The sequence below is a fragment of the Paracoccaceae bacterium genome (assembly GCA_033344815.1).
In the GTDB taxonomy this organism is placed as follows: Bacteria; Pseudomonadota; Alphaproteobacteria; order Rhodobacterales; family Rhodobacteraceae; genus Roseobacter.
The window spans coordinates 1,951,665-1,976,745 of sequence record JAWPMR010000001.1 but is presented as its reverse complement, the minus strand read 5'-3'; the positions used below and the strand labels follow the sequence as shown (position 1 = coordinate 1,976,745).

Below are 25,081 nucleotides of genomic sequence, written 5' to 3'. Positions count from 1 at the left end.
GTCATATGACAGGATACCACTAGCGTCATTGGCCTCACTGCGTAGAGGAACCGCGCCAGACGCAAGCAAAGTATACGGTTTTCTGAGAATGCGTTCATTCCTCACCTAACGAATTTCTTGTGTTTCAGTCGTTTGGGTTCGAGGGCATCCGCGCCTAAGCGGCGTTTTTTGTCTTCTTCGTAATCGGTAAAGCCGCCTTCGAACCATTCCACGTGGGCTTCGCCTTCGAACGCGAGAATATGCGTGCAGATCCGGTCCAAAAAGAACCGGTCGTGGCTAATCACCACGGCGCAGCCGGCGAAATCGACCAGCGCGTCTTCCAACGCGCGCAGGGTTTCCACGTCCAGATCGTTGGTCGGCTCATCGAGCAGCAGGACGTTGCCGCCGTCTTTCAGCAGCCGCGCCATGTGCACGCGGTTGCGCTCCCCGCCCGAGAGCAGCCCGACCTTTTTCTGCTGATCGCCGCCCTTGAAGTTGAAGGACGAACAATAAGCGCGCGAATTGACCTCGGCGTCGCCCAGTTGGATCAACTCGGCCCCACCGCTGATCGCCTGCCAGACGTTTTCATCCGCGGCCAGATCATCGCGGCTCTGATCCACATAGGATAAATCCACCGTGTCGCCGTATTCAATTGTGCCTGCATCCGGATCCAATTGCCCGGTAAGCATTTTGAAGAGGGTCGATTTACCCGCGCCGTTGGGACCGATCACACCAACGATCCCGCCCGGCGGCAGGGAGAAATCGAGCCCCTCAACCAATTGCTTGTCGCCCATGTGTTTGGCAAGCCCCGCAACCTCGATCACCTTGTTGCCCAGACGTGGGCCATTGGGGATGACGATCTGCGCGCGCGACAGCTTTTCGCGCTCGGAGACCTCTGCCATCTCGTTATAGGCGTTGATCCGCGCTTTGGATTTGGCTTGTCGCGCCTTGGCGCCCTGCCGCATCCATTCCAATTCGCGCTCGAGCGTTTTCTGGCGGGATTTATCCTCGCGGGCTTCCTGCGACAGACGTTTGGCTTTCTGCTCCAGCCATGAGGAATAGTTACCTTCCCAAGGCACGCCCTTGCCGCGGTCCAATTCCAGAATCCAGCTGGTGATGTCATCAAGGAAATACCGGTCATGGGTGACGATCAGGATTGTTCCTTTGTAATCAATCAGATGCTGTTGCAGCCAAGCGATGGTCTCCGCGTCCAAATGGTTGGTCGGCTCATCGAGCAACAACATGTCCGGCGCTTCCAGCAGCAGTTTGCACAGGGCAACACGGCGCGCCTCCCCACCCGACAAATCGGAGATTTTGGCATCATCAGGGGGGCAACGCAGAGCCTCCATGGACACGTCAATCTGTGAATCCAGATCCCAGAGGTTGTCCGCATCAATCTGGTCCTGCAGGGCGGCCATTTCATCGGCCGTCTCATCGGAATAGTTCATCGCCAATTCGTTGTAACGGTCGAGAATTGCCTTTTTGTCAGCAACGGCGAGCATGACGTTTTCACGCACCGACAGGGAGTCATCGAGCTTGGGTTCCTGTGGCAAATATCCGACGGTCGCACCCTCAGCATGCCAGGCCTCGCCAGAAAATTCCGTGTCCAAACCGGCCATGATTTTCATCAATGTGGATTTACCGGCACCGTTGACGCCGACGACGCCGATTTTTACGCCGGGCAGGAAATTCAGATGGATGTTTTCAAAGCACTTCTTGCCGCCGGGATAAGTCTTGGAAACACCGGACATATGGTAAACGTATTGATAGGCAGCCATGGAAAACCTCGTTCATGTGAGTTGCAGGTGTCTTAGACATTGGGGCGGGGGAGAGCAATGCATTGCGCTAATGCAACTGGCGAGACTGCGGATATTCCCTCAGGACTGACGTGCGAAAATGCCGCAGTGCGCGGACAATCACCAGCTGGTCAGATTGTGATTTTGGAATGTCCTTGCGTCATGTTAGCGGTGTTCAGTGGATGAACCAATGGAGCAAGCATGGCGCGGGTGATCACAATTATGGCGCTCGCATTATGTTGCCTTGCCGGTTGCGTTCCGCGCGATGTGTTGCTGGCACCGCCTCCAAACATCTATTTGCGCAGCCAGAATTATCCCGCCGATCAGGTCCCTTCTGTTCTTCAGACCGTAGCACCGCAGATATTTTACGTGACGGATCGTGCTGCTCTGACGGATCAGGCTGGTAAGCTGACTTACACCTCCTCGCGGTCCAATTCTATGGCACTAGGCGCCGCGCGCGTGCGATTTGGTGCGCAAGACTGGGAGGATCTGGTGGCGCGTACTTCGCGGGACGGCGGGCGGCGAATTTCCAGTCTCGATGTAGAGGACACCGCCGAAATTGTTCGCTTTGAGGACGTTCCGTTACCGACCCGGCGCGAAGACGGTAAACTGATTTTTGAACCTGACGATCTGGTGGAATATGAACGGGGCGCGCGCGCCTTCCAGCAGGCCATCCGCGATGAAATTTCGCGCACTGGCAACAGGCGCATTTTGATATTTACCCATGGGGTGGCCAATGACTTCGACAGGGCGATGGACACGCTGGCCAACCTTTGGCACTTCACAGGGCGCGACAGCATCCCGATTGCATTCACATGGCCTGCGGGAAATGGCGGAGTTTTGGGGTATTTCCGGGATCGGGAAGCCGGTGATTTCAGTGTCTATCACGCAAAGGAATTCTTGCGACTGTTGGCTGAAATTGACGAAGTCGAGGATATCGACATCGTGGCACACTCCAGGGGCACAGACGTCATGAGCAAGTCACTGCGCGAATTGGTGATTTATCACCGAGGGCGCGGTGTGCCCCCCAAAACCGCAATGAAAACGGGGACATTGATCCTTGCTGCGGCTGATTTGGACACTGGTGTGGTGGAACAAAGACTTCAGGCAGAAAGGTTTTCAGAGGCATTTGAACAGATCAATGTCTACATTAATCCCGGCGACGGGGCGCTGCGACTAGCGTCTTATCTGACTGACTCTCCGCGTCTTGGTTCGGCGACATCAGATACATTGAGTGTCGGGGAACTTGAGCGGTTGAGGAAAGCTGAACTGGTGCATTTTATCCGGGTGGAGAACGTGGTGGGGCGTGGGCATTCCTACTTTCGCGATAATCAGGCGGTCCTTTCGGATATCGTTCTGGCGCTGCGCACGCGGGCTTTTCCCGGCGGGACCCTGCGCCCCTTGGAATTGGGGGAGGACGGATTTTGGCAATTGCATCCCAACTATCCTCTGGAGCGCTTGCCCGAACTTGAAAATGTTTCTGGAATTGATCGTTAAAGCTAAGATATTGCAAAATATTCATGAATTGATTGCAAGGCACGCACAAAACGGCACCGTAAGTTGGATCGGTGTGCGATCCCAGCGCCGTGCTGCTGTATTGCCAGTGTCACGGGTCGAGGTCACGCGAAATGGCCTTGCGGGAGATCATGGCGCTTCGGAAAAACGCGCAGTGACGATGATGCAGCGCGAACATTTGGCAGCGATTGGTGCCATGCTGGGGCGCGGCGAGGTCGCGGCCGCTGATTTGCGCCGCAATCTCGTGATCGAGCGTATCAATCTGGCCGCTCTCAAAGGCAAACGGGTGCAGATCGGCGATGTCGTTCTGGAATTGACCGGGATTTGTGCGCCGTGCAGCCGTATGGAGGAGATTCTGGGACACGGCGGCTATTCCGCCATGCGTGGTCACGGCGGTTGGTGCGCGCGCGTTCTTGAACCTGGGTATCTAGACGTGGGCGACATGGTGGTACCGCTCTAATCGGTCCATGTTGACAAATTTGCTGCGCACCCGTTCAAAGAGGTGCCAGAGTTGCGGAGTACTTTTCAAGTGAAACAAGGGTTTCCTATCGCCCGCACCGGTGAGGTGATTGGTCTTTTGGGCGGGTCCTTTGATCCCGCGCATTCTGGCCACGTGCATATTTCAAAGGAAGCGCTGAAACGATTTGGCCTGACCCGTTTATGGTGGCTTGTCAGTCCCGCAAATCCAATCAAAACTCAGGGACCGGCGCCTCTGGTGCAGCGCATGAAGCGTGCCAGCGCGATCATGCAGGACCCGCGCGTGCGGATCACCGACATTGAGGCACGCCTTGGCACCCGATACACCGCGCAGACACTGAAAGCCTTGCAATCTATGTATCCGGGCGTAAGGTTTGTGTGGCTGATGGGGGCGGACAACCTAGCGCAACTGCATCAATGGCAGGACTGGCGCCAGATCATGTGCTCTGTGCCAATTGGCGTACTAGCCCGCCCGGGAGACCGGATTTCCGCAAGAATGAGCCCAGCTGCCCGACAGTTTGCAGCCTCCCGAATTGCGGGAACGGCCTCAAACCTTTTGGGGCGTTCCAGAGCGCCCGCATGGTGTTTTGTCAATGTGCCGATGGTGGCGCAATCGTCTTCTGCCATTCGTGCGGCGGGGCATTGGCAAGGGTGAGGCAAGCACGTCACGAAATATTCAGGAATTGCGGCGAGGGTCGCGGTTGTTTCGCTGAGCGCACTGAGGTTTACTCGCTGATATGACACGACGTTCTTCATCGCAATTCTCTCGCCGCGCTGTATTGGGGGCAATTTTGGCAAGCGCGGCCAGTCCCGTGATGGCAGCGGCACCAGCTGTGTCACTGCGGCCAAAACTGCGGGGCGCGAAGCTTGTTCAATCCAACGGTTTCAGCGAACTCTTGCGCGCTTCACGGGTCACGGGCGACATTGTCTTCGCGGTGGCAGATGCCAATTCCGGAGATATTCTGGAGGCCCACAACGAAGCCCTCGGATCTGCCCCGGCCAGCGTTGCGAAATCGATAACAGCGCTTTATGCACTTGATGTGCTGGGACCCACGCACCGATTTGAAACTACAGTTGTGGCGCATGGCGAGATAGCGGATGGCGTTCTGGAGGGTGATTTGCTGTTGGTGGGTGGATGTGATCCAACCCTAGATACCAAAGCGCTGGCTGAGCTTGCTTCACAACTCAAAGCGTCTGGATTGCGCGAAATCCGCGGCAAGTTCCTGGTCTTTGAAAACATGCTCAGACCTTTGCACTCGATTGATCCGGGTCAGCCGGATCATTTGGGGTATAGCCCGGCAGTGTCTGGCATTGCCCTGAATTACAATCGGGTCCATTTCGAATGGAAACGTGTGGCCGGGAAATACACAGTTACGATGGATGCGCGCGCCGCACCTTACCGTCCAGATGTCACAATGGCGCAGATGCAGGTCGTGGATCGATCAGCGCCGGTCTATACCTATGAAAACAATGGTGATGCAGATCACTGGAGCGTGGCCAAAGGCGCTCTTGGGAACGCGGGCTCGCGGTGGCTACCGGTACGGCATCCGGGTCTTTACGCGGGAGATGTGTTTGCGACCCTTGCGCGCGCGCACGGCATTGTTCTTTCAGCGCCAGAACTGGCCGAAAACATGCCTGAGGGTCAAATGCTTGCGTCAGTGCAGAGCCCGCCACTTCGTGAAATTCTGAAGGGAATGTTGAAGTATTCCAACAATCTAACAGCGGAGATGGTAGGACTTGCGACGACGCGTCATCACGCGGACCGGCCACAAACACTGGCCGCATCGGCGCGTCAAATGAACCTCTGGGCGATGGACAATTTGCGCATGACCAACCCTGCGTTCGTGGATCATTCCGGGCTGGGTTCAGCAAGCCGCGTCAACGCAAAGGATATGGTCCGCGCATTGAGCGCGGTGCACAGCGATGCCGTTTTGCACCCACTTTTGAAACAGGTGCGCCTGCTGGATAAAAACGGTCGAACGACCCATAAACACCCGGTTAAGGCCGTGGCCAAGACAGGCACGCTTAACTATGTTTCCGGTCTGGCGGGATACATCACTGCGCCAGGGGGGCGCGAGTTGGTTTTTGCGATTTTCTGCGCGAATGAGGATATCCGCGCTACCATCACCCGCGCCAATCGCGAACGCCCACAAGGTGCGCGCTCCTGGGCAACGCGCGCACGGCGTTTGCAACGCAAATTGATAGCACGGTGGGGGACGGCCTACGGCGCATGATTGACGCTAACCGATGGGACTTGGTTCGCTGTTGAACCGGCTCATGGGTTTTGAATTGCCGCCTTTGGGAGTGACATGGACGTTACTCTTGTGCGAGCCAATCATGGCAATGAAGTTCCTGTTGCACTCCCATTGATTCCCTCGACTCTTCCAGTAGATTTTGGCCTCCTGATTGCCCGGGTTTTCAAATTTCCCGAAAACCTTTGTCTGCTTGTTTGTAGCTTGGTAAAGTCTGTACCATTGGCTGTGCGCTTCCATGATATCATTTGCCGGGAATTTCTGCGTGACGCTCGCGGTGGCACCGCTTCCCAAAGTGTGAGCGTCCAACACCTCCAGCAAAACGGCGCCGGCGCCTGCACCGCAATTATTGCCGACCCATGTGGTCAGGATCAGCTTGTCGGCATCGAAATTCTGGCGCATCTGCTGCTGCGCAAGTTGCTCTTTTTGGTGCTCAGCTTCGGAAGCCAATCTGTTGGAAATCGAAAGAATCTCATCTTGATATCTGGTCTGTGCCCCGTTTCGAATTTTGGTTTGCTTCGGTTTTTGTGTTTTTGAGATGCTTGAACTAGCCAGCTTATCATTGGCACGATCAATCGTGTCTTGCAGTTCAACCAGCAACGCAAATTCCTCCGGCAAAAGCGTTGCTTTGGACAGCCCTTTCTGAGAGAGATCCGTTTCCACGTGAAGCTGCGCGGCACTTATCGCGGGCATAGTCACCGGTTGCGGCGCTTCGGCTCCGCCGGTGATTGAGGTCGGCCCTTCCTTCCTGTCCGCGGTCAAGTCAAACGGCAGCTCCATCTCAGCAGGATCGGTTTCTTCTTCTGGAAAAAACAGGTCATTCTCTTTCAGTTTCAACATGGCGCTGACCCATCCAGACAACCAGTCCTTGCCTTCGCGAACATCATCAAGGCTCAACGCTGTTTCGAGGATTTCCTCTTTTTCGTCTGCCGTCATCTTCAGGTCTGTATTGATGCTGTCAAAAAACTCGGCCAATTCGGGGAGGTCGCCGGGATTGCGTTGAATAACCGACACCGACATCGCATCGGCCAGACCTTGAAGCCTCGATAACCTGGCGAAACCGGCGCTTTCTTCGGCTGCTGCGCGCAATCGTGTCAGATCGCCAGAACTTTCAATAGCACGGTACTGATGGGCTGCATCAGGTTTGCGCGGCGCAGTTTGTGTCAATTTGGACCGTTGCATCCGAAGTTTTGTCCATTTCCCTTCCCACCAAAGGTTCATCTTTCAGTGCAGAAAGCAACGCTGAACAATCCGGCGTCAGGTCAGATGTCGTGCCCGTGCACCCCGTTCGATGGCTGCCGCATGTAGCCGATCAAGATCCAATTCGTAGCGAATTTCTTCCAAAAGACGCAATTCGGCTTCATCCAATGTGCCATCTGCAGCTGCAACATCGCAGGCCAGCGCGTAGGCGGTCTCGAAAAGCCGTTCCGGTAGGGATTCGCGGATCAGACCAAAGAGCGCATCTAATCCGTCTTCCTGTTCGAAAAGGTCAAATACGATCTGACTTGTTACGCCCAAACGGTCCTCATCATACCCCGCAAAAACGGGTAACATCTGCACGGCAGCTTGTATTTTTACAAGTTCCGCCGTCCGGATGTCTTCGTCCGAAGCGGATACCGCGATCATAAGGGCGACAAGGCTGTCTTGTGCAGAAAACGCGTGGGCGGGATCATCAGGCACGAGGGTGTTCTTTCACTAAGGGCAATGGAAGCAGATTATTGACGCCAATGCTGCAACGCAATAGGGACCTGTCAATCCCGGCGCATAGGGCGCAGGATGAGCGAGGCACAGGTGAGACATGTCCGAGATACGCGACGCCGCAATGACAAGCAAAGCATGGCCTTTTGAAGAAGCACGCCGAATTCTCAAGCGTTATCAAAAGGGACCACCCCAAAAGGGGCATGTGCTGTTTGAGACGGGTTACGGACCCAGCGGTTTGCCGCATATCGGAACTTTTGGCGAGGTATTGCGCACGACGATGGTACGCCGGGCTTTCGAGCAGATCTCGGATATTCCGACGCGGTTGGTTTGCTTTTCTGATGACCTTGATGGAATGCGAAAAGTGCCCGGCAATGTTCCGCAACAGGACATGCTGGCAGACCATATGCACAAGCCTTTGACCTCGGTACCGGACCCGTTTGGCACACACGAAAGCTTTGGCCACCATAACAATGCAATGCTGCGACGATTTCTGGATACCTTTGGGTTTGATTACGAATTTTATTCCGCGCGCGAATTCTACAAAAGCGGCCAGTTCGATGACATCCTCCGCCGGGCGGTTGAACGCTATGACGATGTGATGAAGGTGATGTTGAAGTCGCTCCGTGAAGAACGCCAGCAGACTTATTCCATCTTTTTGCCGATTCATCCCGAAACTGGTCGCGTTTTGTATGTACCGATGAAGCAGGTCGACGCGCAAAATCACACTGTGACTTTCGACGATGATGATGGGCGCGAGTGGACGCTGCCCGTGACAGGCGGCAACGTCAAACTGCAATGGAAGCCTGATTTTGGTGCGCGATGGGCGGCCTTGGACGTAGATTTTGAGATGTACGGCAAGGAACATGCAACCAATACCGCTATTTATGACCGTATTTGCGAAATTCTGGGTGGCAGAAAACCGGAACACTTCAGCTATGAGCTGTTTCTGGATGAAAACGGCCAGAAGATTTCAAAATCCTCCGGCAATGGCATCTCAATTGATCAGTGGCTTAGCTATGCCAGTACGGAAAGCCTGTCGTATTTTATGTACCTCAAGCCGAAAACGGCGAAGCGCATGTATTTTGATGTCATCCCGAAAGCCGTGGACGAATACCATCAACAGCTACGCGCCTATGAATCGCAGGATATCGTTCAGCGGTTGAACAATCCGGTTTGGCACATTCATGGCGGCGATGTGCCCAAGTCGAATATGCTGGTTCCGTTTTCTATGCTGCTCAATCTGGCGAGCGTGTCCGCGGCTGAAGACAAATCACAGCTCTGGGGTTTCATTCAGCGCTACGCACCTGAAACCGACGCGGAGAACAATCCGGATCTGGATGCCGCTGCCGGCTTTGCCGTACGATATTACAATGATTTCGTGAAACCAAAGAAAGTATATCGCGCCCCCAGTGATCTGGAACGGGAAGCTTTGCGAGACTTGCGTAATCAACTTAGAGCCTACGAAGGTCCGGTAGAAGATGAGGCGCTGCAGTCCATCGTCTATGCCTGTGGGCGCGAGCGGTTTGATCCACTGCGCGGGTGGTTCACGGCGTTGTACGAAGTCTTGCTTGGCGCCAGTCAGGGACCTCGATTTGGCGGTTTTATTGCGCTCTACGGAATTGATGAGACCATTGCATTGATTGATAAAGCGATGGCTGGCGCGTTGACCTCAACCAGCTAAGAGCGTTGGGAAGGGTGACCAACTGAAAGGATCGGTAGGGTCGCATTGTGTCTTGCACGCCCAAAGTGGGGTGCATCCGTTGGGCGGCGGCGGGTGATCGGGCGTGAATGTCTTTCCGCTAAAGGTGAAAGATTGTCAGACCGCATGGGTAATAAACTGGTCACTGGTCGGTTTGGTTGACTGCTCGACTTCGAGAGCTTCCGACAAATCGCAATATCTCAGCACAAAACCCGTTTACCAAATCGCTAAATTGGTCAGAAACAAAAACGTCCCTTTTTTGCTCGATCCGGCGAATTGAACATGATCGAAGCTGTTGGATTGTTTTGGGTCCCGAGACACCGGCGAGAGTTTTCGGATGAGTGCGTTTCATTCCGCAGCAGATGCGAACAATTTCGTGGTGCGCATAAATTCTTTAAGCGCGTGATGGAAGCAGCCCACAGAAAAGCTAGGTTATCAAAGGACGACGAGTTGTCACTTGCGGAAAAACGGTGACACAACAAGTTTGATTCACTGGGAACAGGGAGGCGCACCATGCGCAATTTGGTATTTGGGCTCGTAATCTGGCTCGGATTTGGCGCTGCGGTGCAAGCGCAGGAGGCCGATATTCAGGCCACCATCGAGGCCCAGCTGGAGGCATTTCAACAAGATGACTTTGCAGCTGCCTTTGAGTTTGCCAGCCCCAACCTACAGAGACTGTTTCAAACACCAAAGAACTTTGAGCAGATGGTTACGCGGGGCTATCCAATGGTCTGGCGGCCAGGGAGCGTGCGGTATCTGGAGATGCGGGAGCAGGGTGGCGTGTTTTGGCAGCGTGTGATGATCACGGATCAATCAGGACGTGCGCATGTCTTGGATTATCGAATGCTGGAAACAGGAGACGGCTGGCGCATAAACGGTGTGCAAATTCTGGACAGCTCTGACCTGAGTGCATGATACTTGCAGTCATTCGAGTATGACGGGCTCATAAGTCGATTGGATGGCGTCTAAAAGAACAAGATGCTTGGAAGGCAAGTGCTCCAGTCCCCAAAATCGTGCGGGAACGCAAGAACGCACAACACTGTCCCAAACAAACAGGCGTTTTGATCAAAACTCGCGCCAGATCCCAATCTTGAAAGCTGTATCGCCACCGCCGCGCGTTGGGATTTCAGCACCGATCTGAAAGGTGTAGCTGCCTTTACCGGGAAGGATCAAAATGGATGGTGCGGCCTTCGTGAACAACTCATCTCCCTGAAATGTCATGAAAATCTGCATCATGCCCTTAAGGTGATTTGTAAAGCCCAGACCAACCGTGCCATCGAGTTTGATCCGCGTTTCCAGTTCCGATCCGGGAATATTGATGCTGCTATCGATGACCGCCCAACCGTAGCGTTCGCCGACTTTGATGCCACGACCCCAGGACAATCCAGCCTCGATGGCAGGTTCGATGATCAGGTTTTGTGAGCGTGCCCCAATCCCGAAATGCATCGCCCATTTATGGGTGGCATCGGGTGCGCTGAGCGGAAAACGCGCGAAAATAATACCTGAACCGGATTGTTGGAGTGTTCGGTCGATGCCATAAAAAATGTCGGCACCAATGGTGAGATTATCAAACAGCCCGTATTCGGCATAAACACTGCCAGACGTGTCTTTTTCCTTCGTGACATTTCCGGACCCGGCGTAAAAGCCCGTGCCCTTTTCACGCAGCCAAGGCCCAGCCTGCGCCACAGACGCGCCCATGAAAACCACAAAAAAGGCAAATATACTCGGACGCATCATACCGATCTCCCGAGCGGCATCATGGTTAATGGTGGTTAAGATAGTGTTACGTCTGAGGGTGGATCAAGCGCCAGCCGAAACTTCGCAACGGCGAAACGCATCAACCGGATCTGCCGCACCAATCAATGGGATTTCAACTGTCACATTACCAAGAATTACACGAGCGGTATGATTAAACTGCAGCCCGTCCAGTACATTGCCAAATCCTGTATCGGTCACGGTAAGTCGTGTGCCACTTGCCCCAAGCGCATGGCGTTCCGTTGAAATGGCAAGACTGGCTGGCCCATCGAAGCGCATTTCAAAAATACCTGCCTGGGGCCAGGCCTGTGTCTTGGTGAGGGAGATCGAGTACAGTGGTTGCGTCGGATCATAAGTCAATTCCAAGGAGACCTCTGACGTTTGGTGCGTCAGACGACAAGGCAGGCCCGCAGTGAACTCCCAAGCATAGGCGCTGTTGGGGATCATCAGGATCAAAACAATAAATCTCATGAGGATAAGGTAGACGCCAAGAATGCGTTGGCCAGCAGCAAAGCTGCACTAATACGCATACGCAGTTATACGGATGACATCGAGCAAGCCCTGCCTATGTTGTGGACAGGAGTTAAGTTGCAGGAGAGACGCATATGAAATGCCCGATAGATGGATCGACACTGGTGATTGCGGATCGCAGTGGGGTTGAGATTGATTATTGCCCGCAATGCCGGGGTGTTTGGTTGGACCGGGGTGAATTGGACAAGATTATTGATCGCAGTAGTGCGTCAGCTCCACCCCCACCTCCCCAGCAGCGGGGCTATGATGATCGCGGCGGGTACAAAAAGAAAAAGCGGGGCAGTTTTCTGGAAGATATATTTGACTTCTAAACGCGGTTAGATGCCATTGCTTTTAGGCTGACACAGCGGCACTTTGAGAGTGTGGCGCTCAAAACGCCTTTGTGTTCCGGCGCGCCGTATTTCTTTGCAAACCTCTTTGTGGTCAAATTGCTCTGAAACAATGTTTCCACAAAGTTGGTACGCGCACCCAATTTCCAGCACAGTGGGGTGTTTTTGGGCGGCGTTACCGGACACCTGGCGAGCAATACTTCGTAAATGCCAAACCTGTTCTGGTTGGGTCTCTTCGCGTCATCTGTCGGTCGTTTGCCGAGCTTCACGTCCAAGGGCCCCGCACAATACGGGGCCCGTTTATATCACTACATCGAAAGTGACATCGCTTTAGTTGAGTTGATCAACGTTGCAATCACGGGCCATTGCAATAGCTTTTTTCGTGCCGGTCAGATCAATGGTAAAGGCGTAGTCAGTCTCCGGGAAAACAACCATCTCGAATTGCTGTTCGATGTCTTTTACGAATTGTGGATTGTCGCTGAGAACGTATCCGCCAGAATACCCTTTTGTGATATTGCCGCGCATGCCGGTCGCCTCACCAAGATAAATATTCTCACCGATCAGAATGGCCACGGCCTCTTCTTCGCCCTGTTTGATTTTGGTTTCGCCTTTGGTGAATACGCCAAGGTATCCAACGCTGCGGTCTTCGGTAAGACCCATTTGCACGACGTTCTCAAGGTCATCGACGGCTTCAATCAGGCAGGTTTGCTTTTGCTCGTCGATAAACACTTTCCAGCCGTCGACTTCGCCGTATTTCAAAAACGTATCAGCGAAGGCTGTGGTCGCAAGTGCTGTCGTGACGAATGCCGCAGCGACAAGGCGCGTTGAATTAAACATGATGCAGATCTCCATTTCATTCGGGATAAATATTACAGGTCTTGCAACTTATACGATAGCGTCAAAGCAGCAAGTAGAGAGTTATACGTGATTTTTGCCTTCAGATGCGCGTAGCCCCAATTGTTCGGAACACAGGTCGGGAATGGATGTGTTTTTATACCATGATCCGTTCCAATTTTGAAACGCAGGTATCCAATCGTTCATAAACGTTTGTTTCAGAAAACCTTTTGTGTCGGTGGTACGCCGAACTCGCGACAATTCGTTTCACCAATTCCTATGACCGCAAAACAATCCGCTGCAACCAAGCAACCTCGATAATCCAAGACGTTGATTTAAAATAGAGAAATTCGTTTCTCCAGGAAAGCAAAAGAAACAGGTCCCGCGTTTTTTGATCTTCACAATCTTCAAATTTTTTGGTATCGTTACACTCAGATCGCCGGGCAGTGCTTTGAGCATTTCTCTTAGGTTCAGCACGAACAATGGGCACGGGTAGACAGGATCAATGTATTCGGGCTGCTTTCTTTGCGCTTGTGTCTCCGCATTCCTTGAGCGCTCATTGTGATGTTTTCGCAGTTTCCGTTCAGAACCCTTGTTCAAAGCGCCAGAACCATCAGTACGGGTCAAGATCGCCACGCAAGCGCTAGTAAGTGCTGCGTGGCAGCCAACAATGATTTGATTCCAAAGCAACGGATTGCTGCTGAGGGCGTCCAAACAGATATCTACATTAGCGAGGGATGCCTCAACGTCGATAAACTCATCGAATTCGATGTAAAGTGTATCGCTCAACGCCCTCGTTTCCGCTTGACGCCGCCGCGCATCCCACCGCGGCCCAATGTGCTACGGCCAGATGCTTTTTGCGCATCAACTACGGCTTTTTCCACCGCATATTGGCGCGCCATTGGATCGTCTGCAATGGCCAGGTCGACGGCTTCAAGCCGCTTGACTTCATCCCGCAACCGGGCGGCTTCTTCGAATTCCAGATTCTCGGCCGCTTTGCGCATGTCCGTTCGTAGCCCATCCAGCACGGCTTGCAAATTGCCACCTGCCAACGGGTTCTCGATCTTGGCCGTGACGCGGGATTGATCTGTATCTCCTTTGTAGAGCCCGGCCAGGATATCCTCGACGTTTTTCTTCACCGTTGTTGGCGTGATCCCATGCTCTTCGTTGTAGGCCAGTTGTTTGGCCCGCCGCCGATCCGTCTCGCCAATGGCCCGCTCCATCGACCCGGTGATGCGATCCGCGTACATGATGACACGCCCGTCAGCGTTGCGCGCCGCGCGACCAATGGTCTGGATCAATGAGGTTTCCGAGCGCAAGAAACCTTCCTTATCAGCGTCCAAAATCGCGACCAGACCGCATTCGGGGATGTCGAGCCCTTCGCGCAACAGGTTAATTCCGATCAAAACGTCAAAAGCGCCTAACCGCAGGTCGCGCAGAATTTCGATACGTTCGATCGTGTCAATGTCGCTGTGCATGTAGCGCACGCGGATGCCCTGTTCGTGCATGTACTCTGTCAGATCCTCAGCCATGCGTTTGGTCAAGGTCGTGCAGAGCGTTCGGTACCCATCCTCGGCGACCTTGCGTACCTCGTCCAACAGATCATCGACCTGCATCTCAACCGGGCGGATTTCGACCTGTGGGTCGATCAGGCCGGTCGGGCGGATAATCTGTTCCGTGAAAACACCGCCGGTTTGCTCTATCTCCCAATTGGCCGGTGTGGCCGAAACAAACACCGATTGCGGGCGCATCGCATCCCATTCCTCAAACTTGAGTGGCCTGTTATCCATACAGGATGGCAGGCGAAAACCATGTTCGGCCAGCGTGAATTTACGCCGATAGTCACCTTTGTACATACCGCCAATTTGCGGAACCGAAACATGGGATTCATCGGCAAAAACGATGGCATGATCAGGAATGAACTCAAACAGGGTGGGGGGTGGCTCGCCGGGGGCACGCCCGGTCAGATACCGGGAATAATTCTCAATTCCGTTGCAAACACCAGTGGCTTCAAGCATTTCCAGATCGAAGTTGGTGCGCTGCTCTAACCTTTGGGCTTCGAGAAGCTTGCCATCGTTAACCAGTTGGTCCAGCCGGATTTTCAACTCTTTTTTGATCCCGATCAAGGCTTGCTGCATGGTGGGTTTTGGCGTCACATAGTGGCTGTTAGCATAAACGCGAATTTGCTCGAATTTATCGGTTTTTTCACCGGTCAGAGGGTCAAATTCGGTGATAGATTCCAATTCTTCGCCGAAAAAAGACAAGCGCCAGGCGCGGTCTTCCAGGTGCGCGGGGAAGATTTCCAGAGAATCGCCGCGGACGCGAAAGGAACCGCGCTGAAATGCTTGATCGTTGCGTTTGTATTGCTGTGCCACCAGATCCGCCATCACCTGACGCTGATCGTAATTTGATCCGACTTTCAGGTCTTGCGTCATGGCGCCATAAGTTTCGACCGATCCGATCCCATAGATGCAGGACACAGAAGCCACGATGATCACATCGTCGCGTTCCAGCAGCGCGCGCGTCGCGGAGTGGCGCATGCGGTCGATCTGTTCATTGATCTGGCTTTCTTTCTCGATATAGGTATCGGAGCGCGCCACATAGGCTTCGGGCTGGTAATAGTCATAAAAGCTGACGAAATATTCGACCGCGTTATCGGGAAAGAACCCCTTGAATTCACCATACAATTGCGCGGCCAGCGTCTTGTTTGGTGCCAGAACAATCGCGGGGCGTTGGGTTTCCTCTATGACCTTGGCGATGGTGAATGTTTTACCGGTGCCCGTTGCGCCCAGCAGGACCTGATTACGCTCTCCAGAGGTAACCCCTTCGCTTAGTTCCGCGATTGCTGACGGTTGGTCTCCGGCGGGGTCAAACTCCGTTGACAACACAAAGGCTTTACCGCCCTCAAGTTTGGGGCGGCTGCGCACATCAGGCGCGGGATTTCCCATGACGGCGGGAGCTTCAGAAGAATCTGTCTGGGCGTAGGGCATGATCTATCCTTGGAGGTTACCTCCAAAGTGTCATGATTCAGGACAGGTTCAAGAGCGCGTTGACGCCTCGTGACAAAAATTGGCAGCAGGCTCTCCGCAGTGCATCACAAAAGTCCAAGGCTTTGAAAAGAGCTTTCTGCGGTTTTGCCGATTATCACGTGGTCATGTACGCGCACGTCAATTGCCTGGCACGCCATCAGAATATTGTCCGTCATGCTGATGTCGGCCTGGCTGGGCGAGGGATCGCCGGACGGATGATTGTGTACCAGAATAAGTGCGGAGGCGTTGAGTTCCAGCGCGCGTTTAACGACCTCGCGGGGGTAGACGGGAACATGATTGACCGTGCCGCGCGCTTGTTCCTCATCGGCGATGACCACATTTTTGTTGTCCAGAAACAGAATCCGGAATTGTTCCGTGTCACGATGCGCCATGGTGGTGCGGCAATAATCAATCAAGTCATCCCAACACGACAGCGCGCAGTGTTCCAACACCTTGGCCTGCGCCATACGTTGTGCGAAAGCCTCGACCATTTTTAGCTGAACATACACTTTCTTGGTGGTGCCGCGGACCTGTAGCAGTCGGTGCTCGGAGGCGGCAATGACTCCGTTGAGATCGCCAAATGTGGACAACAGCTTTTTGGCCAAGGGCTTCACGTCAATGCGTTCGATGGCATTGAACAACAGCAATTCCAGCAATTCGTACTCGGGCATGGCGCTGTGGCCACCGGTCAGGAACCGGATGCGTAACCGTTCGCGATGCCCGACATAATGCGGCGACGGGCCGCCGCCAGGCCCGGCGTATTCGTCTTTGTTCAACGGTTTGGTTTCGACGCCGCTGGGGATACGACGATCCAGTTCTTCAAGCCCGCGCAACGCTGCTTCAGAAAACCCATGTCTCATAGTGGCACGCATTCACCTAATTTCATTCGCATGAGTCGGATGTTTGCGGAATTACGGTTAGCGAAGTCTTAATCGCCATTGTTTTGCGACAAATTTTTTGCATCTACTGTATAATCGCGCAGTTCTGGTGCAAAACGTGTCTTGCTCCAGCGCATCAAATCACCGATAAAATGCAGCAAGAAGCCGGCAGGAGTTTCCTCATGCGTGCACGCATCTATCAGCCCACAAAAACGGCCATGCAATCGGGCACGGCCAAAACCCATGCCTGGGTATTGGATTTTGCACCTGACTCGGCGCGTGAGGTTGACCCTTTGATGGGTTGGACGTCTTCCGATGATATGCAAAGTCAGGTACGGTTGCGGTTCGACACGAAAGAAGCAGCCATCGAATATGCGCGTGAAAACGGTATTGAGGCCGATGTCCAAGAACCCAAGAAGCGGCGTGCGAATATCCGCCCGGGTGGTTACGGAGACAATTTTGCCACGGGACGGCGCGGTGCCTGGACGCATTGAGCGTGTATGAAATTGCCGCCGCAGATGCATCAGAGGGCGATGTCGCAGCGCTTTTGAGAAAACACTTTGACCTGATGCGGTCGCAGTCTCCCGCCGAAAGCTGTCACGTCCTGCCTGCTGACGCGCTTACCGCTTCCGACATACATATGTTTGCATTGCGTGAAACGGGTACGGTCTACGCCATTGGGGCGCTGAAAATTTGTGACACTTGGGCGGAAGTAAAGTCTATGCATACCGTTGAGCAGGCGCGCGGGCGTGGGTATGGGCGCGCCATGCTCGCCACTTTGATTGACGAAGCGGAATCTCTGAAACTGCAAAGCCTGAAACTTGAGACTGGATCCGGGGGTGAGCACAAAGCCGCGCGGCAGCTTTATGAGCAAGCAGGTTTTGTGACTTGCCCCCCATTTGGTGACTACCGCGCAGACCCATTGAGCATATTCATGTGTCGTGATCTGCAGCAGTTGGACGCATAAGATCCGGTTCGTGGGTTAAATGGAAAGCCGCAAATTACTCTCGAACTCCAAATACCTGAAAACGCATGGGTTTTGATTAGATCTCAAGAAAGAATGCGCGCTGAGAGAACGGAATACCTGTCGAAACCGCATTGTTGGAATGGCTGAACTGACACTATGCGTCCAAGCAACCTGTCACCGAGCTTTCTTGACTTTCACACTTGAAGTTGTGCCGTGAAAAGGCGATTGGAAACAGATCGATAGGGGATGAGTGAAGCGTTGCCAACTTATTTTCGAACAGCTATCGTGCATTAAGGTCCCGTAGCTCAACTGGATAGAGCACCTGACTTCTAATCAGGATGTTGGGGGTTCGAGTCCTCCCGGGATCGCCACCTTTTTACTTATTTAAATCAATTGTCTACAGGTGTTCAGTGGAGGCGTAGACTATCTTGCTTAGTCGAACCCTGGTTGCTCTTGTTCGACATAGTTACCACGGTGTTTTGTAGCCTTTTTGTGAAAGCGTATTTTCTGGCTTAGCAGATATCGTGATTTTGAGCCTCCCATGCAATCTGGATATTCCAAACTTGCACAAGGTGCTCTTCCAATTAGTGCGTAAAATCATCAATAGTTGCGAACGCGCAATGACAACACTGCGCAATAGCGGACTTTGTATGGTCTGGGCCGTTCCCCGACGGCGGACCTTCAAGCTCAGTGGGGCTTGTGGTAGTTAAAAGCCTATTGTGTACACTAAATTGTTTTACCTCACGCGCTCGCAAACGGAGCAATGCGGCTGATGTAGAAACTCCGATCTTACTGCGCAGCGACGAAAACGGTCCTATTTTCAATCTGCGGCGTGCACACAAACCTCAGCACGCATGGTGCAACATTCATGCGTCTAAAGGTGATTGGCAAAGACCTGTTTGCAGCTCGGCGCACATGTTTCAAACAAACGAGGTAAGCTTCGTAGGTAGTACGATAGCCGGATCATGGCGCTGTCACATGGATCCAGAATGAAACGACATGGTTTCGGCCATTTTCTCTTAGGGGTGGATTTTCGGTTTCTAAGAACGCGTCCGAGCAGTGTTTCTAGGTGCCAGTCGAGGACTTTGGATTAACGTTTAAGATACGAGCACTATCTGAGGTTGAAACACAAACCCAAACTATTGACGCATTGGAAACAAAGAAAGCAATTTGGAGGCATTGTTAACAAAGGATTAAAATAAATGGCGACTCCAACGGAATGGCTTTCTGAAACTCAAGTCAACTCAGCCCCGATTGCTGCTGGGTTTGACGCGCAACCCAAAATACTTGGCCTTGCAACCGGCGGCTATGTTGTTGCTTGGGTGGAAGGCTCCCCAGGCGCGATCGAAACCGAACCTGGCTCAGCGATCATTGCAAAGATTTATGATGCCGAAGGAAACGTCGTACGCGATAGTTTCAGGTTGAGTGGCATAAGCGAGGATGATGAGAGCGACTTCGACCTCGCGGCGACGCATGACGGCTTTGCCATCACCTACATTGATGAATCCTCTGTATTTCCAGATTTCACGAGGGTTCGCTATGAGCGCTACGATCTTGATGGCGACCAGATATTTTCTGATATCATCAAGACCGAAAATGTTTCACCTGACTACTTACGGGACCCACAATTAGCGATCAACTTGACGCCCAGTAACGACGACGCCTTCATTGCATACGAAGAGTTCTCTGCTGGAGATATCGACATCAATGCCCGTGTGATCGGTCAGGACAACAACCTGAATCCAGAGTTTGGAGCCGCTGAAAACAGTTCGGATTTCGACCGGCTGGGGGACGTCGCTGTTTTGAGCAACGGCAATTTTGTAACCGTTTTTCAAGAAAACGACTTCGGTGGAACAAGCGTTGATTTCTCGATCAGGACTTCCACTGGTGTCAATATTGTCTCTTTTCAGACGGTTGCAGCCTCAGGTGACGATGTGCAGGTATCCAGTCTGGACGGCGGCGGTTTCGTCGTGGTGTATGAAGACAACGACGACATATTTGCCAAAACCTTCGACAATGCCGGAACGCAGATCGGTGGATTGATCACGGTGGCTTCGGCCGGGGCCGACAAGAGTGAGCCTGTCGTCAGGGCACTCCCGGATGATGGTTTTGTGGTTATGTGGAAGGTCGAAAGCCAGGACAAGATTGTGGCACGTCGCTACGATAGCGATGGTACGGCCAATGGAACGACCTTTACCGTTGCCAACGTCGCACCAAGCCGCCCTGTCGATATCGATGTGAGCGCGGATGGGCGTATCCTATTTGCGTGGAACAGCCCGGCAGGTGATGTTTTCACATCGATCTGGGACCCTCGGGACTCTGTGCTCAACACGGATGACTACAACGGTGAATTCGCTAGCAAAGCCAATTTTTTGGAAACAGATATGGTAACAACCGGCACTGGCAACACGACTGTGTTTGGCGGTGTAAAGAAGGATACCGTATTGGGTCAGGCTGGGGATGACCGCATTCTTGGCTTTGGCGGTGACGACAATTTGTCAGGCGGCGCCGGGAATGACACGCTGAATGGCGGGGACGGTAACGATACGATCAATGCCGGAGATGGCGATGATCGGGTGTTTGCCGAAGCGGGAGATGACATCGTCAATGGCGGTGCCGGTAATGACGTGCTCGCTGGGCAGGTCGGCGATGACACGCTTAATGGTGGCGACGGAAATGACATCCTGCGCGGTTCTGACGGGGAGGACTTGATCATTGGTGGCGACGGCGATGACATTGCTTTTGGCGGCAATGGCAAAGACAGGCTCGGCGGCGGTGATGGCAACGACATGCTCGACGGCAGCGGTGGCGATGATGTGATATTTGGCGCTGATGGCGACGATACACTGATTGGTGAAACTGGCGATGATGATCTGAACGGCGGTGATGGCAATGACATCCTGCGCGGCGGCGGCGGTGATGACGTTCTGGACGGCGGTGAAGGTGATGATCTGATGTTTGGCTCTGCAGGTGAGGACAAGCTTTTTGGAGGCGATGGTGACGACATTCTCGAGGGCAATACGCAAGCCGATGAACTCTTTGGAAACGACGGCAACGACATCTTGCGCGGCGGCGACGGTTTCGACCGATTGGAAGGTGGTCTTGACGATGATATCCTGAATGGAGGTAACGGCGAGGATATCCTAAACGGAGGTCTCGGCGTCGATATTCTGCGTGGCAATGCACAAAATGATACTTTTGTCTTCGAAAACACGCAGGATTCAACCTTTGCGGCATCTGATCTAATACAAGGGATCGACGGAATAGGAGCCGCCGGGGGCGACATGATCGATGTCTCTGACATAGACGCAATAGTAGGAAACTTCTCTAATTCGGATAGCTTCACATTTCTGGGTCTTCAGACAACTGCAAATGCCCTCAGCTTCGGTGCGGGCGCTCTCTGGGTCGAAGACGTAGGCATCCAAACCCGGCTATACGGAAACACAGACGGTGACAATGACATCGAATTTGCCGTTCGAATTCAGGATGGTGCCGTGGTCTCAGCGGCCGACTATATGGCGGGAGACTTTCTGCTCTAGCGAGATCACTCTCACATTGTGGTGCTTGATACATCGCCGATTTTTTGCTGATGTTTTGTTTTATGCACATCCAAGCAAGTGCGGCGGTGTATCGAAAAAAGCGACTCTGTGCTTCATTTCGCTTGCTCTGACCTCTCTTTTTGCGCCGATGCCGTAGACACCCCCTGCCAGCCCAAACTCAAGAGCCGCTTCGATGACACCAGATGCATCGCGCTGGCGTGCATTAAGCGCCTGCGCAGAAATGCTCTGCAACTACAGACGGGTCTGCTCCGCATCTTGATGATCAATCCCTATTGCAGCGATAAGGCGGTTTGAGATCGTAGGTGTTAATGACAGGTTTGGTGACATCGAACCCAATACCGCGATGAACCCTATCCGACTGCGAGCGGAGTCCGCATTAGCAATTGACGCGGTTGAACAAGGCCGCTTCGCGCGCAATTTCACTGATCGTGCGTTGAAAGTCAGCTATGCGAATTTCAAACCGGCAGAGACGCTTCCATTTTGGGCTGCCGGTCACTCAACGGAGGAGGATCAAGGAAAGGATTAGCTCAGAGCATTTTGATGTCTGTTTTCAGCCTTCTCGCGCATGTTTCAGTGCGCGTTTGTTTGCAAATGTATGATGAGTATCCACCTAAAAACTTCTGTGTAAGCTATTGATGCCTGTTGGCGAAGGGTTCTGTTGAAATCGCAAAAACCCCTCAGAATCAACGAAACTCGTAGTTCTTCGGGGATCGCTACCAGGCTATTAACTTGAAACGTTTTCGGTGGCGGTCGTGACAGCTGATCGCGATTTGTACCGGTTAAAACTGTGACTGTAGGTGCTGTTCTCTCTGAGCATGCGACAACGTCAGAGGCAGCGTTGTCGTCTCACTTGCGGAAGCGCCTCTTCAAGGACAGTGAATTCAAGATAGCAGAACAAGCAGGTGAACTTTAGAAATTGAATTTGGATGTAACTGCCTGTCTAACGGCAGCATTCATGGTTTCTTGAGTTTCGGGATTTTTTCGAAGCTGGCGGCTTTCGATAGCGTTACAAGCCGAGATCTAACGCAAAATGTAAACTTTCATTGACAGATCGGCGGAACGAAATCTAACATCCTTGCACGGTGTGTATTTTCTGAAATTGGGAATCTGAGGTTTTGCAACCCTGGGGGCGGTCGTGCCGTTGACAAAACAAAAATTCGAGCAGTTCTCTCCTGAGACTTACTTGAGGACACAGACGGACGTTCTGGAGTTAAAATCAAAACTCCCCAAGGACGCTGTGGGTGTCATAATTGACGAAGTGCTCACTCGCGTCAGAGCGATCGGTTCAACCAGTAGTTATGATATTGACCATCCACCACAACGTGTAGTGGACAACCTGTGCTATGCGCTGATCTCACCCGAAGCAGATGAAGGTGCGGAATTCATCGATGAGTTGCGCCAAGACGGTGCAACATTGGAGGCGATCTATCTGGCTTACCTCGCCGAAGCTGCACGCACATTGGGTGATTGGTGGAACGAGGATCACGTAACATTCGTTGAAGTGTCCATTGGCACGAGTCGAATCTATTCGATTATGCGGAGCTTGAGCTATCTGTTTGTGCCGAATCGTCCTGTCGTCAAGAAATCGGCTGTTTTTGCTTCTGTGCCGGAAGAAACTCATATCGTGGGCGTGCGTATGGCAGCGGATTTACTTGGCAAAGAAGGCTGGGAAATTGATTTACAGGTTGGTCTAACGCATGACGAACTTGTGGAAACCATTTCACAAAGTGCTTGCCGCGTCATTGGTCTGTCGGCAGGCGGCGGTCATACGGCGTCGAACTTAGCGCGCCTTGTCATTGCTTTGCGGATTAGAATGCCAGCGGCACTCATCTTTGTCAGCGGTCAGATTTCCCAAGAGGCACCGGATCTGGTTGGGTTGATGGGGGTGGATGGTGTCGCAAGCGACATTGACACCGCCCTCGCATTGATGAACCGGTTTTGGGCTCAAACCTCCTCATCGATCGCTTAGGAATGCCTGGCTGGGAACCTTTTCGCTGATCCGGACTGGTGGAGAGTTATCGCGCTTCTTCCGTCGATCGGGGGTTCGACCTCAGAGATCGGGTTCGATCTGAAGCGAGTCGGGCCCAAACGTGGCAAAGATCGGCGAAATAAAATTTGCACATCAGATCAGGTTTTCGTTTTCAGTCTCAATCCGAGGGTCAAGCCAGAAAACATACCAGTCTGAGCGGCCTGCTAGGATCCGGTTTCCGATGCCTCGGCTCATGGTTCGCAGCGCAGCGGCCTGCCCAAGCACATGGATTGACATGAAATATCCACAAACACCGACAAGCTAGATGCCCAGTTAGTGCTGGCCTGGCAGACGGTCCCGACGTCCACGAAACGCACACCACATAGTAGGCCATCAACAAGGCCGCGCCGATCGAGAAAGTTTGAAACCGGGTCGCGGATCACTGGGTTCAGACAGTTGGCCGCCAATCCAAAAAACGACATCACCATACGCCAACATGCCTGCAAGATTAAGGGTCTTGGTGATCGGGCGGTGTAGCGGGATGATCCTCTCGGTGTCACCTCCATCACGGTGAAGTAGCATTCTTGGATGTCAGGTCACCGGCGCATCGTTGCTCAAGTGAACCAAAAGTCAGCGTTGCGCGTAGGACATTCAATAAGGGAGAGTAGGATGTTTCGGATCGCATTTGGCATTATTTTCGCCGTTTTGCTCTCAGGATGCGTGGCCAAGCCGTCGCTGCAAGATGAAAACCTGTCCGCAGGAAAGCTTGATCTGGAAGACTTCTTTGATGGTCGGGTGATTGCCTATGGTCAGTTTCAGGATGTATTTGGCACTGTAAGACGCAGATTTGACGTTGATATCAATGGGACCTGGGATGGTCAGACGCTGACGCTAATAGAGGATTTCGTCTATGAAGACAGCAGTACCGAGCAACGTGTCTGGACGCTTGAAAAAACCGGGCCGGATACATGGCGGGGTACGGCGCCAGGGGTGATTGGAGAAGCCATAGGGGAAGAGCGCGGTGACACGTTCAACTGGCGCTATGCTATTGATCTGCCGGTGCCGGACGGGACCCTGCGAGTGCGGTTTGACGACTGGATGTGGAGGCTCAGCGATACGCGTGTTTTGAACAGAGCCTACATGAAAAAGTACGGCCTGGACATCGGCGAGGTCATCATAACCTTTGAAAAACAAAGCTGATCGCGCGATCAGTCTTTGGGCACCGGATCATAGCCATCACTGCCCCACGGGTGGCATCGCAACAAACGCTTGAGTGTCAGGAGCCCGCCTTTCACACCACCGTGCTTTTGCAAAGCTTCAAGCGCATAAGCGCTGCACGTGGGTTGATAGCGGCAATTATGTCCGACCCATGGGCTGAAAAATAAACGATAGGCATAAACAGGAATGCTCAGGACGCGGGCGAGCAAGGTCATTTTCGACTGCTATGCAGCTTGGTGATTGCCGTGTGCAGGTCAGTTTGCAATTGGTGGAACGGCAGTGTCGCTGTCATCTTGTGTCGACCAATCAGGACGTAATCATTCCCATCCTGCCCGAGGGGCCGCAAGACCAATCGCGCGATTTCGCGCAACCGACGTTTGGCGCGATTGCGCGCAACGGCATTGCCTACTTTTTTAGAACAGGTGAACCCTATGCGAATGCCGTTTATCTCGCCCGCTCGTCGTTCGCACATTTGCAAGATGAATCCGGGCATTACCACACGTGGGCCCCGCGATGCGCGCTGGAAATCAGCGCGCCGCTTGAGGGTCGACGAACATAACAAAACCGCCGGAAGCCTATCCCCGGCGGGTAC

25 protein-coding genes and 1 tRNA gene are annotated in these 25,081 nt (G+C 53.1%); 13 read left to right on the top strand and 13 right to left on the bottom strand.

The window, feature by feature from the left end:
- Nucleotides 1-101 precede the first annotated feature (101 nt).
- Nucleotides 102-1,757: an energy-dependent translational throttle protein EttA gene (gene ettA / locus R8G34_09210; GenBank protein ID MDW3223044.1), complete on the bottom strand. Its 1,656-nt coding sequence runs from the start codon at nucleotides 1,755-1,757 to the stop codon at nucleotides 102-104.
- Between the two features lie 219 nt (nucleotides 1,758-1,976).
- Between ettA and R8G34_09205 the strand changes: the two genes are divergently transcribed.
- From R8G34_09205 to dacB, 4 genes are all read left to right on the top strand, one after another.
- Nucleotides 1,977-3,272 (top strand): alpha/beta hydrolase, encoded by a 1,296-nt coding sequence (locus tag R8G34_09205; protein MDW3223043.1) that lies wholly within the window; start codon nucleotides 1,977-1,979, stop codon nucleotides 3,270-3,272.
- Complete coding sequence (locus R8G34_09200) at nucleotides 3,250-3,750, top strand: MOSC domain-containing protein (protein MDW3223042.1); 501 nt, start codon at nucleotides 3,250-3,252, stop codon at nucleotides 3,748-3,750. Before R8G34_09205 ends, R8G34_09200 begins: the two co-directional genes overlap by 23 nt.
- 69 nt (nucleotides 3,751-3,819) lie before the next feature.
- Complete coding sequence (locus R8G34_09195) at nucleotides 3,820-4,422, top strand: nicotinate-nucleotide adenylyltransferase (protein MDW3223041.1); 603 nt, start codon at nucleotides 3,820-3,822, stop codon at nucleotides 4,420-4,422.
- Between the two features lie 160 nt (nucleotides 4,423-4,582).
- Nucleotides 4,583-6,001: a D-alanyl-D-alanine carboxypeptidase/D-alanyl-D-alanine-endopeptidase gene (gene dacB / locus R8G34_09190; protein ID MDW3223040.1), complete on the top strand. Its 1,419-nt coding sequence runs from the start codon at nucleotides 4,583-4,585 to the stop codon at nucleotides 5,999-6,001.
- A 6-nt stretch (nucleotides 6,002-6,007) separates the two neighbouring features.
- On the opposite strand, the gene R8G34_09185 is transcribed toward dacB, so the two are convergent.
- Nucleotides 6,008-7,108 (bottom strand): hypothetical protein, encoded by a 1,101-nt coding sequence (locus tag R8G34_09185; protein ID MDW3223039.1) that lies wholly within the window; start codon nucleotides 7,106-7,108, stop codon nucleotides 6,008-6,010.
- 168 nt (nucleotides 7,109-7,276) lie between these two features.
- Nucleotides 7,277-7,699, bottom strand: a complete 423-nt coding sequence (locus tag R8G34_09180; protein MDW3223038.1) for a tellurite resistance TerB family protein — start codon at nucleotides 7,697-7,699, stop codon at nucleotides 7,277-7,279.
- A gap of 118 nt (nucleotides 7,700-7,817) precedes the next feature.
- On the opposite strand from R8G34_09180, the gene R8G34_09175 reads away from it, so the two are divergent.
- Nucleotides 7,818-9,401, top strand: coding sequence for a lysine--tRNA ligase (locus R8G34_09175; protein MDW3223037.1), 1,584 nt, complete (start codon nucleotides 7,818-7,820; stop codon nucleotides 9,399-9,401).
- 531 nt (nucleotides 9,402-9,932) lie between these two features.
- Nucleotides 9,933-10,334, top strand: coding sequence for a DUF4864 domain-containing protein (locus R8G34_09170; GenBank protein MDW3223036.1), 402 nt, complete (start codon nucleotides 9,933-9,935; stop codon nucleotides 10,332-10,334).
- Nucleotides 10,335-10,484: 150 nt separating this feature from the next.
- Here R8G34_09170 and R8G34_09165 read toward each other — a convergent pair whose 3' ends face one another.
- The gene (locus R8G34_09165; GenBank protein MDW3223035.1) at nucleotides 10,485-11,156 is read right to left on the bottom strand and encodes a hypothetical protein; all 672 of its coding nucleotides are present in this window, start codon (nucleotides 11,154-11,156) and stop codon (nucleotides 10,485-10,487) included.
- A 63-nt stretch (nucleotides 11,157-11,219) separates the two neighbouring features.
- A complete protein-coding gene (locus R8G34_09160) occupies nucleotides 11,220-11,645 on the bottom strand; it encodes a hypothetical protein (GenBank protein ID MDW3223034.1) in 426 nt (141 codons plus the stop codon).
- Between the two features lie 134 nt (nucleotides 11,646-11,779).
- Here R8G34_09160 and R8G34_09155 point away from each other — a divergent pair, with 134 nt between their 5' ends.
- The gene (locus R8G34_09155) at nucleotides 11,780-12,016 is read left to right on the top strand and encodes a zf-TFIIB domain-containing protein (GenBank protein MDW3223033.1); all 237 of its coding nucleotides are present in this window, start codon (nucleotides 11,780-11,782) and stop codon (nucleotides 12,014-12,016) included.
- 348 nt (nucleotides 12,017-12,364) lie between these two features.
- Here the strand turns inward: R8G34_09155 and R8G34_09150 are convergent, their stop codons facing one another.
- The 4 genes from R8G34_09150 to radC form a co-directional block, all read right to left on the bottom strand.
- A complete protein-coding gene (locus R8G34_09150) occupies nucleotides 12,365-12,871 on the bottom strand; it encodes a hypothetical protein (GenBank protein ID MDW3223032.1) in 507 nt (168 codons plus the stop codon).
- A gap of 264 nt (nucleotides 12,872-13,135) precedes the next feature.
- Nucleotides 13,136-13,657, bottom strand: coding sequence for a hypothetical protein (locus tag R8G34_09145; protein ID MDW3223031.1), 522 nt, complete (start codon nucleotides 13,655-13,657; stop codon nucleotides 13,136-13,138).
- Nucleotides 13,654-15,858, bottom strand: coding sequence for an excinuclease ABC subunit UvrB (uvrB, locus tag R8G34_09140; protein MDW3223030.1), 2,205 nt, complete (start codon nucleotides 15,856-15,858; stop codon nucleotides 13,654-13,656). Before uvrB ends, R8G34_09145 begins: the two co-directional genes overlap by 4 nt.
- Before the next feature lie 104 nt (nucleotides 15,859-15,962).
- Nucleotides 15,963-16,757: a DNA repair protein RadC gene (radC, locus tag R8G34_09135; protein ID MDW3223029.1), complete on the bottom strand. Its 795-nt coding sequence runs from the start codon at nucleotides 16,755-16,757 to the stop codon at nucleotides 15,963-15,965.
- Between the two features lie 200 nt (nucleotides 16,758-16,957).
- Between radC and R8G34_09130 the strand changes: the two genes are divergently transcribed.
- From R8G34_09130 to R8G34_09115, 4 genes are all read left to right on the top strand, one after another.
- Nucleotides 16,958-17,269: an ETC complex I subunit gene (locus R8G34_09130; GenBank protein MDW3223028.1), complete on the top strand. Its 312-nt coding sequence runs from the start codon at nucleotides 16,958-16,960 to the stop codon at nucleotides 17,267-17,269.
- A gap of 2 nt (nucleotides 17,270-17,271) precedes the next feature.
- On the top strand, nucleotides 17,272-17,742 hold the full coding sequence (locus R8G34_09125) for a GNAT family N-acetyltransferase (protein MDW3223027.1): 471 nt from the start codon (nucleotides 17,272-17,274) through the stop codon (nucleotides 17,740-17,742).
- 294 nt (nucleotides 17,743-18,036) lie between these two features.
- Nucleotides 18,037-18,113 (top strand) — tRNA-Arg (locus R8G34_09120).
- An 831-nt stretch (nucleotides 18,114-18,944) separates the two neighbouring features.
- Nucleotides 18,945-21,281, top strand: a complete 2,337-nt coding sequence (locus tag R8G34_09115) for a hypothetical protein (GenBank protein ID MDW3223026.1) — start codon at nucleotides 18,945-18,947, stop codon at nucleotides 21,279-21,281.
- 60 nt (nucleotides 21,282-21,341) lie between these two features.
- Here the strand turns inward: R8G34_09115 and R8G34_09110 are convergent, their stop codons facing one another.
- Nucleotides 21,342-21,533: a hypothetical protein gene (locus R8G34_09110; GenBank protein MDW3223025.1), complete on the bottom strand. Its 192-nt coding sequence runs from the start codon at nucleotides 21,531-21,533 to the stop codon at nucleotides 21,342-21,344.
- A gap of 952 nt (nucleotides 21,534-22,485) precedes the next feature.
- Here R8G34_09110 and R8G34_09105 point away from each other — a divergent pair.
- Nucleotides 22,486-23,271: a cobalamin B12-binding domain-containing protein gene (locus tag R8G34_09105; GenBank protein MDW3223024.1), complete on the top strand. Its 786-nt coding sequence runs from the start codon at nucleotides 22,486-22,488 to the stop codon at nucleotides 23,269-23,271.
- 153 nt (nucleotides 23,272-23,424) lie between these two features.
- On the opposite strand, the gene R8G34_09100 is transcribed toward R8G34_09105, so the two are convergent.
- Nucleotides 23,425-23,568: a hypothetical protein gene (locus tag R8G34_09100; GenBank protein ID MDW3223023.1), complete on the bottom strand. Its 144-nt coding sequence runs from the start codon at nucleotides 23,566-23,568 to the stop codon at nucleotides 23,425-23,427.
- A gap of 372 nt (nucleotides 23,569-23,940) precedes the next feature.
- Here R8G34_09100 and R8G34_09095 point away from each other — a divergent pair, with 372 nt between their 5' ends.
- Entirely contained in the window at nucleotides 23,941-24,471 is a 531-nt protein-coding gene (locus R8G34_09095; GenBank protein MDW3223022.1) for a DUF3833 domain-containing protein, read from the top strand.
- An 8-nt stretch (nucleotides 24,472-24,479) separates the two neighbouring features.
- Here the strand turns inward: R8G34_09095 and yidD are convergent, their stop codons facing one another.
- Nucleotides 24,480-24,704 (bottom strand): membrane protein insertion efficiency factor YidD, encoded by a 225-nt coding sequence (yidD, locus tag R8G34_09090; GenBank protein ID MDW3223021.1) that lies wholly within the window; start codon nucleotides 24,702-24,704, stop codon nucleotides 24,480-24,482.
- Complete coding sequence (rnpA, locus tag R8G34_09085; protein ID MDW3223020.1) at nucleotides 24,701-24,982, bottom strand: ribonuclease P protein component; 282 nt, start codon at nucleotides 24,980-24,982, stop codon at nucleotides 24,701-24,703. The genes yidD and rnpA overlap by 4 nt, the downstream gene beginning before the upstream one ends.
- Nucleotides 24,983-25,081 lie beyond the last annotated feature (99 nt).